The 16,878-nt window shown below is 71.5% G+C and carries 15 protein-coding genes; 2 read left to right on the top strand and 13 right to left on the bottom strand.

Annotated elements, in window-relative coordinates; all coding sequences use genetic code 11:
• Positions 1 to 3 precede the first annotated feature (3 nt).
• Complete coding sequence (locus tag AB0A74_RS17435; RefSeq protein ID WP_358250496.1) at positions 4 to 603, bottom strand: TetR/AcrR family transcriptional regulator; 600 nt, start codon at positions 601 to 603, stop codon at positions 4 to 6.
• Between the two features lie 51 nt (positions 604 to 654).
• On the opposite strand from AB0A74_RS17435, the gene AB0A74_RS17430 reads away from it, so the two are divergent.
• Positions 655 to 2,163, top strand: coding sequence for an NAD(P)/FAD-dependent oxidoreductase (locus tag AB0A74_RS17430; RefSeq protein ID WP_358250494.1), 1,509 nt, complete (start codon positions 655 to 657; stop codon positions 2,161 to 2,163).
• Here AB0A74_RS17430 and AB0A74_RS17425 read toward each other — a convergent pair.
• From AB0A74_RS17425 to fabG, 11 genes are all read right to left on the bottom strand, one after another.
• Complete coding sequence (locus tag AB0A74_RS17425) at positions 2,160 to 2,819, bottom strand: lytic polysaccharide monooxygenase (RefSeq protein ID WP_358250492.1); 660 nt, start codon at positions 2,817 to 2,819, stop codon at positions 2,160 to 2,162. The genes AB0A74_RS17430 and AB0A74_RS17425 overlap by 4 nt on opposite strands.
• Before the next feature lie 122 nt (positions 2,820 to 2,941).
• Positions 2,942 to 3,508 (bottom strand): hypothetical protein, encoded by a 567-nt coding sequence (locus AB0A74_RS17420; protein WP_358250490.1) that lies wholly within the window; start codon positions 3,506 to 3,508, stop codon positions 2,942 to 2,944.
• A gap of 61 nt (positions 3,509 to 3,569) precedes the next feature.
• Positions 3,570 to 5,504 (bottom strand): VWA domain-containing protein, encoded by a 1,935-nt coding sequence (locus AB0A74_RS17415; RefSeq protein WP_358250488.1) that lies wholly within the window; start codon positions 5,502 to 5,504, stop codon positions 3,570 to 3,572.
• Positions 5,501 to 6,886 carry a sigma 54-interacting transcriptional regulator gene (locus AB0A74_RS17410; RefSeq protein ID WP_358250486.1) on the bottom strand — a complete coding sequence of 462 codons (1,386 nt, stop codon included), beginning with the start codon at positions 6,884 to 6,886 and terminating at the stop codon, positions 5,501 to 5,503. Before AB0A74_RS17410 ends, AB0A74_RS17415 begins: the two co-directional genes overlap by 4 nt.
• A 90-nt stretch (positions 6,887 to 6,976) precedes the next feature.
• Positions 6,977 to 7,432 (bottom strand): hypothetical protein, encoded by a 456-nt coding sequence (locus tag AB0A74_RS17405; protein ID WP_358250484.1) that lies wholly within the window; start codon positions 7,430 to 7,432, stop codon positions 6,977 to 6,979.
• 63 nt (positions 7,433 to 7,495) lie between these two features.
• Positions 7,496 to 9,304, bottom strand: a complete 1,809-nt coding sequence (locus AB0A74_RS17400; protein WP_358250482.1) for a glycoside hydrolase family 6 protein — start codon at positions 9,302 to 9,304, stop codon at positions 7,496 to 7,498.
• A 279-nt stretch (positions 9,305 to 9,583) separates the two neighbouring features.
• Positions 9,584 to 10,381, bottom strand: coding sequence for a hypothetical protein (locus AB0A74_RS17395; protein ID WP_358250480.1), 798 nt, complete (start codon positions 10,379 to 10,381; stop codon positions 9,584 to 9,586).
• Between the two features lie 49 nt (positions 10,382 to 10,430).
• A complete protein-coding gene (locus tag AB0A74_RS17390) occupies positions 10,431 to 10,967 on the bottom strand; it encodes a YcxB family protein (protein WP_358250478.1) in 537 nt (178 codons plus the stop codon).
• Positions 10,922 to 11,938, bottom strand: a complete 1,017-nt coding sequence (locus AB0A74_RS17385) for a ferrochelatase (RefSeq protein WP_358250476.1) — start codon at positions 11,936 to 11,938, stop codon at positions 10,922 to 10,924. Before AB0A74_RS17385 ends, AB0A74_RS17390 begins: the two co-directional genes overlap by 46 nt.
• Before the next feature lie 106 nt (positions 11,939 to 12,044).
• Positions 12,045 to 12,812, bottom strand: a complete 768-nt coding sequence (fabI, locus tag AB0A74_RS17380) for an enoyl-ACP reductase FabI (protein WP_358250474.1) — start codon at positions 12,810 to 12,812, stop codon at positions 12,045 to 12,047.
• Positions 12,813 to 12,849: 37 nt separating this feature from the next.
• Positions 12,850 to 13,554: a 3-oxoacyl-[acyl-carrier-protein] reductase gene (gene fabG / locus AB0A74_RS17375; protein WP_358250472.1), complete on the bottom strand. Its 705-nt coding sequence runs from the start codon at positions 13,552 to 13,554 to the stop codon at positions 12,850 to 12,852.
• 94 nt (positions 13,555 to 13,648) lie between these two features.
• Here fabG and AB0A74_RS17370 point away from each other — a divergent pair, with 94 nt between their 5' ends.
• On the top strand, positions 13,649 to 16,399 hold the full coding sequence (locus AB0A74_RS17370) for an FAD-linked oxidase C-terminal domain-containing protein (RefSeq protein WP_358250470.1): 2,751 nt from the start codon (positions 13,649 to 13,651) through the stop codon (positions 16,397 to 16,399).
• Here the strand turns inward: AB0A74_RS17370 and cutA are convergent.
• Positions 16,380 to 16,700: a divalent-cation tolerance protein CutA gene (gene cutA / locus AB0A74_RS17365; protein WP_358250468.1), complete on the bottom strand. Its 321-nt coding sequence runs from the start codon at positions 16,698 to 16,700 to the stop codon at positions 16,380 to 16,382. The genes AB0A74_RS17370 and cutA overlap by 20 nt on opposite strands.
• Positions 16,701 to 16,878 lie beyond the last annotated feature (178 nt).

Genomic DNA, 16,878 nt, shown 5'->3' with positions numbered 1-16,878 from the left:
ATCTCAGGTCTCGCGCCCGATCCCCAGCAGGACCCGCACGGTGTCGGTCAGGACCCGCACCGGCAGGACGTCCTGCACCACGAACCGCTGCACCCCCAGCCCGATGCCCAGGCTGAGCAGCGTCCGCGCCAGCTCCCGGGCCGGCAGCAACGGCCGGAGCCCGAACTCGTCCACTTGGGACTGCACCAGCCGCTCCAGGGCCGTCACCACCAGCACGTCCCGCCGCCCCAGGTCGGCTTGCAGCTCCCGGTTCTGCCGCGCCTGCAACGCGAACTCGACCTCGAACTGGGTCCGCGGCGCGTCACCCAGCATGCCCTCCGCGTACTCCTCGAACGCCCGGAACCGCTCCTCCAGCGTCCCGCCGGAGAACGCCTTGCCGATCTCGGCGATCCGCTCCGCGTAGAGCCGGTCGAGCACGACCAGGCACAACTCGTCCTTGTTGCGGAAGTTCGAGTACACCGCGCCCTTGGAGAAGCCGGCCGCCTCGGCGACCTTGTCCAGCGACGTGGCGTGGTAGCCGTCGCGCAGGAACAGGCGCTGGGCGGTGTCGGTGAGCAGGTCGCGGGTCCGGGCCTGGCTTTCGGCGCGGGTCAGTCTGGGCACCCGTTCAGCCTACGTTGACAGACCACCGGTATCGAAATACCGTCGGTATCCATGATGACGGTGGACGTTCTGGTGGTGGGTGCGGGAGCCTCGGGCATCGGGGCGGCCATCAAGCTCAAGGAGGCCGGGTTCGACCTGCTCGTCCTGGAGAAGGGCGGCTCGGTCGGCGGGACCTGGCGGGACAACACCTACCCGGGTTGCGCGTGCGACATCCCGTCGTCGCTGTACTCGTACTCGTTCGCGCCCAACCCCGACTGGGGCCGCGTGTTCGCCGAGCAGCCCGAGATCCGGGCCTACCTGGAACGGACCTCGGCGGAGTTCGGGCTCACGCCGCTGATCCGGTTCGACACCGCGGTCACCGAGGCGCGCTGGGACGGCGAGCACTGGCAGGTCGCCACCTCGAACGGCCACTACACGGCCCGCGTGCTGGTCTCGGGCACGGGACCGTGGCACGAACCGCTCCTGCCCGACCTGCCCGGCCTAGCGGACTTCCCCGGCGAGATCTTCCACTCCTCGCGCTGGAACTACGACTACGACCTGACCGGCAAACGGGTCGCGGTCGTCGGCACGGGAGCCAGCGCGATCCAGTTCGTGCCCAGGATCCAGCCGAAAGTGGCTGCACTCCACCTGTTCCAGCGCACCGCGCCGTGGGTGCTGCCCAAAGTGGACCACCGCATGCCGTGGATCGAACGAGCACTCTTCCGGTACCTTCCGATCACCCAACGGTGGTACCGCAACGCGTTCTACGGCGGCCTGGAGGTGTTCAGCTTCGCGTTCCGCCACCCGAAGGTCATGCAGGTCGTCCAGAAGGCCGGTCTGTGGAACCTGCACCGGTCGGTCAAGGACCCGCAACTCCGTGCGGCGCTGACCCCGGACTTCGTCCTGGGCTGCAAGCGCCTGCTCATGTCCAACACCTACTACCCCGCGCTGACCAGGCCGAACGTCGAAGTCCTCGCCCAGGCCATCGCCCGCGTCGAGGGCAACGAGGTCATCGCGCGGGACGGCACCCGGCGTGAGGTGGACGCGATCATCCTCGGCACCGGCTTCCACTTCAGCGACCCGCCGGTGGCCAGGCACGTCTACGGCGCGGACGGCCGCAGCCTGGACGAGGTGTGGCAGGGCAGCCCGCAGGCCTACCTGGGCACCGCCGTGCACGGCTTCCCGAACCTGTTCCTGCTGCTCGGCCCCAACCTCGGCACCGGCCACTCGTCGGCGTTCACCATCGTCGAGGCCCAGCTCCGCTACCTGCTCGACGCGCTGAGGACCATGCGCCGCAACGGGTGGCACAGCGTCGAGGTGCGGCGGCCGGTGCAGGAGGTGTTCAACACCGAGGTCCAGGAAGCCCTGCGGACCACCGTCTACAACGCGGGCGGCTGCATGAGCTACTACATCGACAAGAACGGCCGCAACAGCACGCTGTGGCCCTGGTCCACGGTGCGGATGACCAAGCGCATCAAGGACTTCTCCCCCGCCGACTACCTCACCGCGTCGGCGACTCCGGAGCCGGTGGACCCGCGGACGAGGCCCGGCGCCGGGATCGACGCCGGGCCGCACCGCTAGCCGAAGTTCACGTCACTGCACCACATGTAGGTCTGGTCCAGGTGCGAGGCCTGCCAGATCGTGAACACCACGTGGCGTCCCCGGTAGGTGCCGTTGGTCTGGACGTTGAACGAGATGTCCTTGGCGGGGGCGTACCGGCCGGTCTGGAGGACGAAGTCCAGGTTGCCCCAACCGAGGCGCTGCGTGGTCGGGTCGAACCCGTTCTTGCTGATGTAGACCCGGAAGTAGTCCGCGCCGTGGCTGGCCTGGTCGTACAGCCGCATCGTGAAGTTGCTGCCGACGTTGGTCGTCTTCCACGCCCCGGGCGTGTTCAGGGCGTTGTTGCGGGACAACGCGTTGCTGCACAGCTGCCCGTCCGGCGTGGAACCCTGGAAGTTGCCGCGCAGGCCGTCCCGCAACGCGCTCATCCAGTTCCACATGGTGTCGGCGTTGGCCTGGAAGGCTTGCCAGCACATGGGGTCCTGCTGCTGCATGGCCGGGTTGGTGTGTTGGCTGCCCCACGTCTGCCAGCACTGGTAGGCACGGGTCGGCGGACCGACGATCGTGCCGTGCGCCGAGGCCGTCGGGGCCCAGACGACCAAGCAGGCGAACATGCCGACGACCAGTGCGATGACGTTCCGCGGGCGGACGGACCTGGAGGAACTGCGCACGCGCATGGAAGGGCCTCCGTTCTCCGAAGGATTCGACGGCGGATCCTGGGAGCGCTCCCAGAGCAAGGTTCAGCCTATCCGTTACAGAACGAAACTTCAACGAAACTTTCCGTGATCGTCCGGACTGGTCACCGCGTCGGCGTGGCCGGGATCGACTTCGGCACCGGGACGGGGAAGTCGGCCCGCGTCACGCGGATGATGTCGCCGTACCGCTCGACCAGCTTGGCCCGGTCCACCTCGCCCGCGACGGTCGTGACGTTCACGCCCGACCCGTCGGGCGCGGGTCCCCACGTCGTGAGCTGCACGCCCTGGGCCTTCCAGTGGTCGGCGTCGGCGTTGAGCCGTTCGACCACGTCTTCCATCTTCGCCAGCGGGTACGCGGCGTCCACGAACTCCAGCCGCACGTCCGGCGCGGCCGCGCGGGCGGCGTCGTCCAACGCCTCGTCGGGCACCCGGTGGACCACGACGGCCCCCTTCGCGCTGTCCACCTCAAGCCCGGAGTAGGTGCCCCGGAACTTCGACTGCAACAGCGGCTCCAACGCCTGCGCGGCGGCCTGCAGCGCGGGGTCGTTGACCCGCGCGTCCGGCGCGGCGGACGTCGTGGTCGGCGACGCCGGCGGCGGGGTGCCCGGTTCCGCGCCGGCGCAGCCGCCCAGCGCCACCGCCAGCAGGACCGCGGGTACGACCCGAATCACGTCACGACCTCCCGTTTGTGCTGTCGCTCCCAGGACGGAAGCGACAGCACCGGGGGTTGCATCACCGCCGGCGGCGCGACCGGAGGTAGTCGCTGACCACGGCCGCGCCCAGGCCGTCCTCATCGGGCGCGACCACGCGGCCACCGCTGCGCCGGGCGACCATGTCCACGAACCGGGCCAGCCGCGGGTCGTCGCCCAGCCGGAACACCGTGATCGCCGCGCCCAGCTTGGCCAGGCCGTCCACCTCGGCGATCGTCTTGGCCAGCGTGCGCGGCCGCGGCGGGTAGAAGAACTCGGCCTCGCCATCGGCCTCCAGGTGCGCGGTCGGCTCGCCGTCGGTCACCACCAGCACCACGGGCTGGGCGTCGGGGTGGCGGCGGACGTGCCGGGACGCGAGCAGCAGCGCGTGGTGCAGGTTCGTGCCCTGCTCCCAGACGCCCTCCAACGCGGTGAGCTGCCCGATGTCGACGGCCTCGGCGTGCCGGCCGAACGTGATGAGCTGCAACGCGTCCGTGCGGAACCGGGTGCGGACCAGGTGGTGCAGGGCCAGGGCGGTGCGCTTCATCGGCACCCACCGGCCGTCCTGCACCATCGACCACGACGTGTCCACGCACAGCGCGACCGCCGCCCGCGACCGCTGCTCGGTCTCGCTGACCTCGACGTCCACGACGTCCAGGCCGATCTCGCCGGTCCCGCCGCGCAGCACCGCGTTGGTGACCGTCCGGGGGACGTTCCACGGCTCGGTGTCGCCGAACTCCCACGGCCGGGTGCTGCCGAGCAGCTCGCCCGCCGCGCCGGCCCGCGTGTTGTCCCGCCGACCCTGCGCCCGGACGCTGTCGATCACCCCGCGCAGCGCGGTCTCCCCCAAGCGCCGCAACGCTTTCGGGGTCAGCCGCAGCGAGCCGTCGGGCGCGCGTTCGAGCAGGTTCTGCTGCCGCAGCTCGCGTTCCAGCTCGGCCAGCCGCCGCGCGTCCACCCCGGCCTCGTCGCCGAGCTGGCGGACCAGGGCCTCCAGGTCGATGTCCTCCAGCCGCGCGCCGGGGTAGGACTGGGCGAGCTGCTCGGCCAGCGCGTCCAGCTCGGCGAGGTCGGCCATGGCCTGCGCGCCCTCGCCCAGGCCCAGCGGCTGGTTGCCGCGGAAGCGGGCCGAGCCGGTCCAGTCCTCGCCGGGCCGCAGCCCCTGGAGGAGCGAGTCCAGGGTGGACAGTTGCCGCCCGATGCCGGAGTTGCCGAAAGCCTGCTGCGACAGGGCGTTCAGCTCCTGCCGCTGCTCCTCGGTCATCGAGTTCATCATGCGCTGCGCCGCCGCCGACCGGGCCGCCAGCGCGTCGATCAGCTCCTCGACGTCGCGCGGGTTCTCCGGGAAGAACTCGCCGTGCTTGCGCATGAAGTCCTGGAACTGCTCGGGCGTGTCCTGGCCCTGGGCGTGCGCGGCGAGGAGCCCGTTCAGGTCGTTGAGCATGTCCTTGATGCGCTCGACGTCCTGCGGTTGGACGTTCTGCATGGCCTGCTTCATGCCCTGGAACCGCTGGTCGAGCAGCTCCTTGCCGAGCATGTTCTGGATCTGCTCGTAGGCCTCGCGGGCCTGCGGGGACCGCCAGTCGTACTCGGCCAGCTCGCGGACCGCCGCCGCCGTGCCCTGCGGCAACGCGTCCAACTGCGCCTCGCGGAACCGCGCCTCGTCGTCCGGGTCGGGGAACAGCGCGGCCCGTTCGGCCTCCAGCGCCCGTTCCAGCAGCCGCCGGATCTCCTGGAGCGTGCCGTCGAGGCGGTGCCGGCGCTGGATGGCCGCGCGGCGCTGCCACAGCCGGGAGGTCAGGTCGTCCAGCCCGCGCTGACCGGGCAGGCCCCGGCGCAGCAGCTCGCGCAGCGCCGACTCCGGCGACGCGCCCTCCATGACCTCGCGGCCCAGCTCGTCCATCGCCGCCCGCAGGTCGGTGGGCGGGGCCAGCGGGTCCGGGCCGTCGACGTACCGGCCGTAGCGGTAACCGGTCATCCGTACACCGATCGGTCGTCGTCGTCGTCCTTGGACAGCTGCCGGGTGAGGTAGAGCGACTCCAGCGCCAGCTCGACGGCGGAGGCGATGCGGCCCACCGGGTCCTTCGGCCCCGCGCCGACCCGCTTGGCGACCTCGTGCAGCAGCGGCAGCTCGGGCAGCGCGGCCAGCAGGTCGCCCGCGTGGACGCGTTCGCCGGTGGCCACCGGGTGGCCGTCGGAGACCAGCTCGGCCAGCGGGCGCAGGTTCAGCCCGGCGAACGCCGAGCGCGCGGTGTCGGCGATCGAGCGCCGCAGCAGGTGGGTCAGCACCTCCTGCTCGCGCCCCTCCTCGCCGGCCTCGAACTCCAGCTTGCCGCGCAGCACGGCCGGGACGGACTCCAGGTCCACCGGCCGCGCGATGGCCGGGGACTCGCCGATCAGCGCGCCGCGCCGCAGGGCGCTCGCGGCGACCGTCTCGGCCGCCGCCACCGCGAACCGCGCCGAGACGCCGGAGCGCTGGTCGATCGCGGAGGACTCGCGCAGGTGGCGGACGAACCGGGCGATGACCTCCAGCAGGTGGTCGCCGACCTCCGCGACCAGGTTCGCCTCCTGGCGCACCAGGTCCACCTCGGCGGCGACCTCCAGCGGGTAGTGCGTGCGGATCTCCGCGCCGAAGCGGTCCTTGAGCGGGGTGATGATCCGGCCGCGGTTGGTGTAGTCCTCGGGGTTGGCGGTGGCGACGAGCAGGACGTCCAGCGGGAGGCGCAGCGTGTAGCCGCGGATCTGGATGTCGCGCTCCTCCATCACGTTGAGCAGCGAGACCTGGATGCGCTCGGCGAGGTCGGGCAGCTCGTTGACCGCGATGATGCCGCGGTGGCTGCGCGGGAGCAGGCCGTAGTGGATCGTCTCGGGGTCGCCGAGGCTGCGCCCCTGGGCGACCTTGACCGGGTCCACGTCGCCGACCAGGTCGCCGACGCTGGTGTCGGGCGTGGCGAGCTTCTCGGCGAACCGCTCGTCCCGGTGCTTCCAGGCGACCGGGAGGTCGTCCCCCAGCTCGCGCGCGCGCCGCTTGGACTCGGGGGTGATGGGGTCCAGCGGGTGCTCGTGCAGCTCCGCGCCCTCGATCACCGGGGTCCACTCGTCGAGCAGGGTCACCAGGGTGCGCAGCAGCCGCGTCTTGCCCTGCCCCCGCTCCCCGAGCAACACCACGTCGTGCCCCGCGAGGATGGCCCGTTCGAGCTGCGGCAACACGGTCCGCTCGAACCCGACGATGCCGGGCCAGGGGTTCCGCTTCTCCCGCAGGGCGGCCACCAGGTTGTCCCGCAGCTCGACCTTGACGCTGCGCGGCAGGTACCCGGCGGTCCTCAGCTCACCCGCGGTCTTGGGGAGTCCGATCGTCACCCGTTCGACGCTACGCAAGTCCACACGACCGTGTCGACGTGGAGTTCCTCCAGAACGGCTCCCTGTTCGCCCACAGCCGAACTTCCGAGGTCATGGCAGTTGGTCGCGGACCGCCACCCAGGCTCGGACCTCGCGCTGGAGGTCGGGGTCGCGGATGTGGTCGGCGATGAGGTCGAGGCGGCCGGCGACGTTCTTGGCGGTGCGCAGTATCCGGATCTCCTCGATCGGGCGCTCGCGCCAGTTCGCCGCCCGGCGCACCGCCTCGTCGCGGGCCAGCGGGATCAGGGCCAGGCCGCGGCGGGCCAGGGTGTCCGGGTCGAGGCTGGCAGGTGGGTCGGCGAGGGCCGCGGCGTTGTGGCAGAGGGAGATGAGCCGGAGGGTGACCTCGCGCTCGTCGAGACCGCCCGAGTCGAGGGCGATGTCGAGCGCGCCCGCGCTGATGTCCGCCCACACGACCCGCTCCACCGGGTCGCGCTTGGTGTCGTAGACGCGGGCGTTGAGCGATTGGGCGAGGCCCAGCCACCAGTTCGTGCGGTCGTCGGTCACGCCCCCGTTATAGCCCGTGGGCGGTGCCTGGAGGACACCGCCCACGGGAGATCGCTCAACCCGTCAGGACAGCGGCGGGTAGGCGTTGCGCATCAGCTCCTGGAACTGGGCCGAGAACCAGTGGCCCGAGAGCGGCGCGTTGGGCAGCGCGCCCGACATGTTGTTGCCGTTGCGCGGGTTGCCGGTGTACGTCGGGTCGCACATCCGGTCGAAGCCCTTGCCCTCGTTGTTCGGGATCTCCGTGCTCGCGCCGTCGGACTCGCCCGGCGGCTTGATCCAGACGTAGGCGTCGATGTTCGGCTTCGGCGCGGCCTTCGGGCGCTCGCCGAGGCCCGCACCGGCCTGGTTGCACCAGTTGCCCTTCTGGAAGCGGCGGTCGATGCGGGACTGGTCGACGTACTCGGCCGCGTTGGTCGAGGTCGACTTGCCGGTCGGGCGGTTCGCGCCGCCCCAGCCGTTGCGGGACGTGTCGATCAGCATGCCGATGCCGCTGTCGAAGCCCTGCTTGACCAGTTCGGCCCGCATCGCCGTGGCGAAGCCCAGCTCACCGTTGAAGTCGTTCCAGTCGACCCACTTGGAAGCCTGCTTCACCTGCTGGCCGCCGACCACGTCGTCCACCGTCCAGTACGGCTCCTCCAGCGCGGAGTAGTTCGCCGTGTTGGTGATGAAGCCGTGCACGTCGGACTTGGTCGCGCCCTCGCGGCCCAGGATCGAGGCCATCATCTTCGCCGAGGCGAAGAAGTTGTCGTACTCGGGAACGGTGTCGCCCCACCCGATCCAGCCGTGGTGGCCGGAGTCGAGGTAGTTGTAGACGTTCGGGATGTCGCCGAGCTTGGACACCGCGTACGCCACGCCGTTCTGGTAGTTCTGGTTCTGCTTCATCACGTCGCAGTTGGGCGTGGCCGTCGCCCGCGGCGTGACGTTGGTGACCAGGTTGGGCAGCGAGTCGATCTCGATGACCGCCACGATCCGCAGCCGCGCGTACTCCGGCCGGGCCAGGATGCCCGCGATCTTGTCGATGTACTCGGCCTTGTAGCGCGGCAGTTCGTCGGCCTTCAGCTCGCCGTTGGACGCCAGCGCCGCGCAGTCGCGACCGGGCAGGTTGTAGATGACGACCTGGAAGACCAGCTCACCGGTCGGCGACGCGGCGCGCTGGCGCTCCGCCTCGTTCAGGTGGTCGGCCAGGCCCATGCTGCCGGTGGTCGGCGAGCCGTTGCCGTCGATCGCGCTGATCCGGTCCATCCAGACGCCGGTCGGCTGGTTGGCGACGCGCGAACCACCCGGCTCGGCGGCGGCCTGCCGCTGCCACTGCGGGTTGACGTACACGCCGGCGCCCACGTACGGGTTGTCCACCCGCGTACCCGGGTTCGGGTTCGTGTCGGTGGTCGTCGTGGTCGTGGTCGTCGTCGTGGTGGTGGTCGTGGTCGTGGTCGTCACCGTGCCGGTGCAGACCGTCCCGTTCAACCGGAACTGGGTCGGCTTCGGGTTCGAGCCGTTCCAGGACCCGTTGAAGCCCGGGGTGACCGAGGCGCCGGTGCCCAGCGCCGCCGACCACTCGGGGTTGCGGACCGTCACCTTGGCGCCCGACTGGCTGAACCGGCCGTTCCACCCCTGCTGGACCGTCTGCCCCGCGGCGAAGTCCCAGTCCAACGTCCAGCCGCCGGAGATCGCGTCCCCGAGGTTGGTGACCGTGACAGTGGCCCCGAAACCGCCCTGCCACTGGCTCGTGATGGTGTAGTCGACCCGGCAACCGGGCGCGGCGCTGGCGGTGGTGCCTCCGGCCACGACCGCCGCCGCGGACATGGCGGCCACCGACACCATCGCCATCGCTCCGGCCGTCTTGCGGGACCGGAGGAATGTGCGCGGACTCATGCATCGCCTCCTTGCGAGCAAATCGTCGTCTGGGAACGCTCCCAGATGGGTGTCCGCGCTCAACGGTGAGCCGGAACCGGGGATGAGGACTGGGAGCGCTCCCAGAAATACCGTAACCCACGACACATCACGTTGACGAGGGGTTCATTCACAGTGCGTGCGCGACTGCGCCGGTTACGAGCCCGTTACCAGGGGTTGTTCACGGACCGTTAGACGAGTGTCGGGATGGTGCACCGGAATGGCGCGCGACCGAAAAGCCCAGGCGGACGCGCGGAAGGACTAGTGCCGTCCAGCCGCTTGGTCGGACAGCACGCGCACCGCTTCGTCGACCGCCGCGTGCCGCGCCCGCCGGACCGCCTCCGACAACGGCCGCAGCGCCTCGTCGCGCGCGGCCTGCGCGGAGGCCGACACGGCTCCGCCCGGGGCGTCCGACGCGGCCACCTGGAGGATCGCCGCGACCTCGGCCGCCCGCTGCAGCACCCGCAACGCGCGCGGCGGCATGCCCGACGGCCAGCGCAGCTTGGTGTGCAGGTTGGACAGTTCGGCGATCTCCTCGCGCACGTTCGGCCGGTGGCGGGCGACGTCGAGGGTCACCAGCGCCGTGGCCGCCTCGCGCATCGCCGACGCCAGGCCGTGCTCGGCCTCGCCGATCGGCACGTGCTCGGACGGGGTCGCGGTGGGCAGGTCGAACACCGTCCAGCGCAGCACGCCCTCGGCGACCAGGCGCGGCACCAGCCCGACGCCGACCTCGGGCAGCACGACCGCCTGCCCCGCGCGCAGGGCGCCGGCGCTGAGCGGACCGCGCCCGCCCAGGCCCCGGACGTCACCGGCGACCGGCAGCACCAGCCGCGCCGTGCGGACCGACGCCCGCCGCAGGGCCGCCAGCAACAGGGCGGCGCCCACCGGCGACTCGTCCGGCCCCGGCAGGTCGAGGGCGGTGGCGGTGCCGTCGTCGTCGGCGACCACCTCGTGCAGCTCCGCCCAGAACCCCAGGGCGTCCAGGACGTCGTCGGCCGCCGCCGAGCCGTTCAGCCAGGCGGACGTCCACACGACCATCGTCGCACTCGCACAGGACACGGCACTCAACACTACGCGCGCCCCCCGACAATCCGGTGAGCCGGCCGGCTCAGGCGGCCGGACCGACGTGGTCCACCAGGAGGGAGCGGAACCGGTCGACGTCGTCCGAACCGGTGAACGCCCGGTGCGGCACGGCGTACATGGCGGTCGTCGCGGTCTTCAGCACGAACACGCCGCCGGTCTCCGACCAGCCCGGCAGGTCCGACCAGTCCACCTCGCTGCGCGCCGCCTCCCCCACCGACATGCGCAGCGAGTGCGCGTCCGCCGACCCGGTGACGGTCTTGGCCGCCAACGGGTGGTTGTGGAAGTTGACCGCGGTGCCGATGGGCACCAGTGCGACGATGATCACAGCCAGCGCCAAGCCGAACACGCCGGCCCACGTCATGCCCATCGCCAGAACCACCGCGCCGAACACGCCCAGCGCCAACCCGAACCACGGAGCCCACCGGTAGAGCGGAACGGCCGTGCGCAGCGCGTGCCGCCAGTCCGACGGCCGCGGCGACCAGGCGAAGTCCACACTGGTCGCGCCGGTCTCCGCGCTCACCGCGCCGGCCTCTTCGCGGGCTCGCAGCACAGCGGCGCGCACGGCTCCCCGTTCACCGTGCACCCGGCGGCGGTGAAGGACGACAACTTGCGCGCGGGGACGCCGGAGGTCATCTCCGCCACCAGCTCGGCCACCAACCGCGCGAACCGGGGGTCGCCGTTGGGCGTGGCCGCCCGCGCGAACCCCATGCCCAGCTCGGCGGCGCGGTCCCGGGCCTCGGTGTCGAGGTCCCACACCACTTCCAGGTGATCGCTGACGAACCCGATCGGGCACACGACGACGTTGGCGACGCCCTTGGCGTGCAACGCCTCGACGTGGTCCACGATGTCCGGCTCCAGCCACGGGATCTGCGGCGGCCCGGACCGCGACTGCCACACCACGTCGTACTCGGCGATCGACAGGGCGGAGGCCACCAGCCGCGACGCCTCCTCGACCTGCCGGGAGTACCGGTGCCCGCCCTCGGCCGGCGGCCCGGCGGCCTTGTCCGCGGACACCGGCACCGAGTGCGCGGTGAACACGAGCCGGTAGTCCTCGAACGCCTCGCCCGCCACCCGGACCGACTCCGCGAAGGACTCGATGAACAGCGGGTGGTCGAAGAACTGCCGCAGCTTCACCAGTTCGGGTGCGTCGGGGACGGCGGCGCGGGCGCGCAGGATGTCCTCGTCGTACTGCCGGCAGGCCGAGTAGCCGCCGTAGGCGCTGGTCGGGAACACCAGCGCCCGCCGCACCCCGGCGGCCTTCATCTCGGCCAGGGTGTCCTCGACCAGCGGGTGCCAGTTGCGGTTGCCGAAGTAGACCGGCAGGTCCACCAGCGGCTCCACGGCGGCGATGGCCTCGCGGTTGAGCCGGTTGATCGGCGACACGCCGCTGAAGTGCAGGTAGTGCTGCTCGACCTCGTCCAACCGTTCCGGCGGGACACCGCGGCCCCGCGTCACGTTCTCCAGGAAGGGCCGTACGTCTTCCGGCCCTTCCGGTCCCCCGAAGGACAGCCAGAGCAGCGCGTCGTAACTCACGGGCCCATCCTCGCGCTGCCCGCTGGACGGTGCACAACCGGGTCGGCGTGATCAACCGCACGCCGACCCGGTCGGGCGAATCCCGGACCGGTCTGGGCCGGTCTGACTACAGCCCGAGGAAGTGCACGCCGCCGTCCACGAAGACCATGGAGCCGGTGGTGGCCGGGAACCAGTCGGACAGCAGGCCGCACACCGACTGCGCGACCGGCGTCGGGTCGTTGACGTCCCAGCCCAGCGGGGCCTTCTCGCCCCACATCGCCTCCAGGTCCGCGAAGCCCGGGATGGACTTCGCCGCCATCGTGCGCACCGGGCCGGCCGAGACCAGGTTCACCCGGATGCCCTGCGGGCCCAGGTCGCGGGCCAGGTAGCGGTTGATCGACTCGAACGCCGCCTTCGCCGCGCCCATCCAGTTGTAGGCGGGCCACGCCTGGCGGGCGTCGAAGTCCAGGCCCACGACCGACGCGCCCCGGCCCAGCAGCGGCAGCGTGGCCTGGACCAGCGACTTGTACGAGTAGGCCGAGACGTGCATCGCGGTGGCGACGTCCTCCCACGGCGCGTCCATGAACGGCGCGCCCAGGCACGACGGCGGGGCGTAGCCGATGGCGTGCACGACGCCGTCCAGGCCGTCCACGTGCTCGCGGACGCGGTCGGCGAGGGTGTCCAGGTGCTCCTGGTTCTGCACGTCCAGCTCGACCACGGGCGCGGGCCGCGGGAGCCGCTTCGCGATCCGCTCCACCAGGCTCAGCCGGCCGAACCCGGTGAGCACCACCTGGGCGCCCTGCTCCTGGGCGACCTTGGCCACGTGGAAGGCGATCGACGCGTCGGTGATCACCCCGGTGACCAGCAGCCGCTTGCCTTCGAGCAGACCCGTCACGTGTGTTTCCTCCGGAAGTTGTGCGAAAGGGGGTGGGTCAGTGGCCCATGCCGAGGCCGCCGTCGACCGGCAGCACCGCGCCGGTGATGTAGGCGGCGGCGTCGGAGGCCAGGAACGTGACGGCGGACGCGATCTCCTCGGTGGTGCCGTACCGGCCGGCGGGCACCTGGGCGAGGATCTGCTTGCGGCGCTCCTCGGGCAGCGCGTCGGTCATGTCCGTGGTGATGAAGCCGGGCGCGACGACGTTCGCGGTGATGTTGCGCGAACCCAGCTCGCGGGCGATGGAGCGCGCCACGCCCACCAGGCCCGCCTTGCTGGCCGCGTAGTTGACCTGGCCCGCGCTGCCCATCAGGCCCACGACGGAGGAGATGAACACGATCCGGCCGTAGCGCTTGCGCAGCATGCCCTTGGACGCGCGCTGCGCCACCCGGAACGCGCCGGTCAGGTTGGCGTCCAGGACGCGGGTGAACTGCTCGTCGGTCATCCGCAGCAACAGGGTGTCGTCGGTGATGCCGGCGTTGGCGACCAGCACCTCGACCGGGCCGTGCGCGGCCTCGACCTCGGCGAACGCGGCGTCCACCTCGGCGGCGGCGGTGACGTCGCACTTGACGCCGAGCAGGCCCTCGGGGGAGCCCGAGCCCCGGTGGGTCACGGCGACCTTGTCGCCCTGTGCGGCGAACGCCTGCGCGATCGCCAGACCGATTCCCCGGTTCCCGCCGGTGACCAGTACGGACCTCGACACGCCCTGCTCCCATCGCTGCTGGTTGGTGCGGGGCGAGGCTATCCCCTACCGCCAGGTAGCCCACCACGGGCCGGGGTGGATCACAATCGGCCGCGTGACCGGTTTCGTGGAACAACTGCGTGTCGCCGTCGACGGCGACGTCCTCGCCGACCCCGCCACCCGCGCGCTGTACTCGGTGGACGCCTCCAACTACCGGCACGTGCCGCGCGTGGTCGTGCGCCCCCGGACGGTGGACGCGGTGGTGGCGGCGGTCGGGGTCGCCGCGGAGTTCGGCGTGCCGATCACCAACCGGGGCGCGGGGACCTCGGTCGCGGGCAACTCGGCCGGGTCGGGGCTGGTCATCGACTTCTCCCGGTACCTCGACCGGGTGATCTCGATCGACCCCGACGCCCGGGTGGCCGTCGTGCAGCCGGGCGTGGTGCTGGACCGGCTCAACGCCGCCGCCCGCCCGTTCGGCCTGGTGTTCGGGCCGGACCCGTCGACGCACTCGCGGTGCACGGTCGGCGGCATGATCGGCAACGACGCGTGCGGCGCGCACTCGGTGGCGTGGGGCAAGACCAGCGACAACGTGGCCGGGCTCGACGTGCTGCTGCCCGACGGCCGGCGGTTCGACACCCGGACGCCGCCGGCGCTGGACCTGCCCCCGGTGGACCCGTCGTGGTTCCCCGCGCTGGACCGCCGGGTGTCGGGGTACCGGCTGGACGCCCTGCCCGACCTGACCCGGGCGCTGGTGGGCACCGAGGGCACGTGCGTGACCGTGCTCGGCGCTTCCCTGAAGCTGGTGGACGCGCCGGAGCGACGGGTGCTCGCCGTGCTCGGGTTCGACGGGCCCTATGACGCTGCCGACCACGCGCCGATGGTGCGTTCGCTGCCGGTGTTGGCCGTCGAGGGCATCGATGTGAAGTTGGCGGAAGCGGCGGGTGACTCGCGGTTCCTGCTGCCGCGCGGGGTGAGCTGGTTGTTCGTCGAGACCGCCGACGAGGAGAGCGCGCACGCGGCGGCGGCGCTGGCCCCGCACTCGGTGGTGGTCACCGACCCGGCTCGGCAGCGGGCGCTGTGGCGGGTGCGGGAGGACGGGGCCGGGTTGGCCACCCGGATGGCCGATGGCAGCGAGGCCTGGTCGGGGTGGGAGGACGCGGCGGTGCCGCCGGATCGGCTCGGGGCGTACTTGCGTTCGTTCGACGCGCTGTTGGCTGGTCATGGGCGGCGGGGCGTGACGTACGGGCACTTCGGGGAGGGGTGTCTGCACGTCCGCATCGACTTTGATCTCGGGAGCGGATCTGGCGGGGCCAGGGGGTATAGGGAGTTCTTGGAGGCGGCGGCTGACCTGGTTGTGGCGCATGGCGGGTCGTTGTCCGGGGAACACGGTGACGGGCAGGCTCGGTCGGAGTTGTTGACCCGGATGTACCCGAAGGCCGCGATCGAGGCGTTCGGGCGGTTCAAGCGGGCGTTCGACCCGGACAACCTGATGAACCCGGGGCGGGTGGTGGACCCGTTGCCGTTGGATGCCGACCTGCGGGTGGTGGTCGCTCCCCCGGTGATCCCGACGCGGGCCGCCCTGGCGCTGCGTGCCGACGGCGGTGACCTGGCGGCGGCGACGCGGCGGTGTGTCGGGGTGGGGAAGTGCCTGAACACGTCTGGCGGCGTGATGTGCCCGAGCTACCGGGTGACGCGGGAGGAGAAGCACTCGACGCGGGGGCGGGCGCGATTGCTGTTCGAAATGCTGGGCGGACAGGTCGTGCGCGGCGGGTGGCGCTCGGAGGAGGTGCGGGACGCGCTGGACCTGTGCCTGGGGTGCAAGGGGTGCAAGCGGGACTGCCCGGTGGACGTGGACATGGCGACGTACAAGGCGGAGTTCCTGCACCACCACTACAAGCGGCGGGTGCGGCCGTTGTCGCACTACTCGATGGGGTGGTTGCCGCTGTGGCTGCGGATGGGGCTGGTCAACGGGGTGACGGCGCGGTTCGCCCGGTTCGCCGGGGTGGCGGCGGAGCGGCCGTTGCCGACGCCCGCTCGGCGCACGTTCCAGCGGACGTTCGGTGGTGGTGGTGGTGAAGGTGATCGGGTGTTGCTGTTCCCGGACACGTTCACGAACTTCTTCGAGCCCGGGATCGGGCATGACGCGGCGGCTGTGCTCGGGCATGTGGGGCAGGCGGCGGAGGTGCCGCGTCGGGCGGTGTGCTGCGGGTTGACGTGGTTCTCGACCGGGCAACTGGATGTGGCGCGTCGGGTTGTCCGGCGGACGGCGCGGGTGTTGCGGCCGTGGACGCGGGCGAACGTGCCGGTGGTCGGGTTGGAGCCGAGTTGTACGGCGTTCCTGCGGTCGGACGCGTTGGAGGTGGCGGGTGATGATCCGGAGGTGAGGCGGTTGGCGCGGTCGGTGCGCACGTTCGCCGAGCATGTGTCGCCGTTGTTGGAACCGTTGTCCGGTAAAGGGTCTGCGGTGGTCCAGCCGCACTGTCACCAGTACGCGGAGTCGGGGACGGCTGCCGATCGGGAGTTGTTGGAGCGGGCCGGGGTGAGCGCGTCGATGGTGTCCGGGTGTTGTGGGTTGGCGGGCAACTTCGGGTTCGAGAAGGGGCACTACGACGTGTCGATGGCGGTGGCGGAGTTGGAGTTGCTGCCGGCTGTGCGTGGGGCGGCGGAGGGTGGGGCCGCGGAGGGAGGGGCCGCGGAGGGTGCGGCCGTGGTGGCGGACGGGTTCAGTTGTCGGACGCAGGTGCGGCAGGGGGCCGGGGTGGAGCCGGTGCACACGGCGACGTTGGTGGCTCGGGCGTTGGGGCTCAGCGGGTCTGCTCGGTGGCTCAACGGGTCTGCTCGGTGGTTCAACGGGTCTGCTCGGTGATCCAGGTGAGGTAGTCGGGGCTGCCGGCCAGGACGGGGAGCGCCAGGACCTCGGGGGTGTCGTAGGAGTGGTTGGCCTGGATGAAGTCGGTCAGGTCGTTGAGGCGGTCGTAGGTGGTTTTGATCCAGAGTTGCCACTCGCGGTCCTCGTGGATCTCATCGTTCCAGCGGTAGATGCTGCGGACCGGGGAGCTGATCTGGACGCAGGCGGCCAGGCGGTGTTCGACCAGGGCTCGGGCGAGGGTGGTGGCGGCGTCTTCGCGGTCGGTGGTGGTGATGACGACTACGTGGTTGTCGGTCATCCAGCCAGACTAGCCGGCGGGTGGGTCGCGCTCTCGGAAGCGGAGAGCGAAAAGATCGAAAGCGAAAGCGAAGAGCTAAAAGAGGCGCTCGCCGCGCGGCAGGCCCCCGGGGGTGGAAGGGCGTCGGTTCGTTCCCCGTACGGCCTGCCGGAGGCAACCACCCTTTGGGGTTCTTGGC

It is taken from the genome of Saccharothrix sp. NPDC042600, assembly GCF_040647305.1.
GTDB classification, from domain to species: Bacteria; Actinomycetota; Actinomycetes; order Mycobacteriales; family Pseudonocardiaceae; genus Actinosynnema; species Actinosynnema mutabilis.
This window is presented reverse-complemented; position numbering and strand designations above follow the sequence as displayed.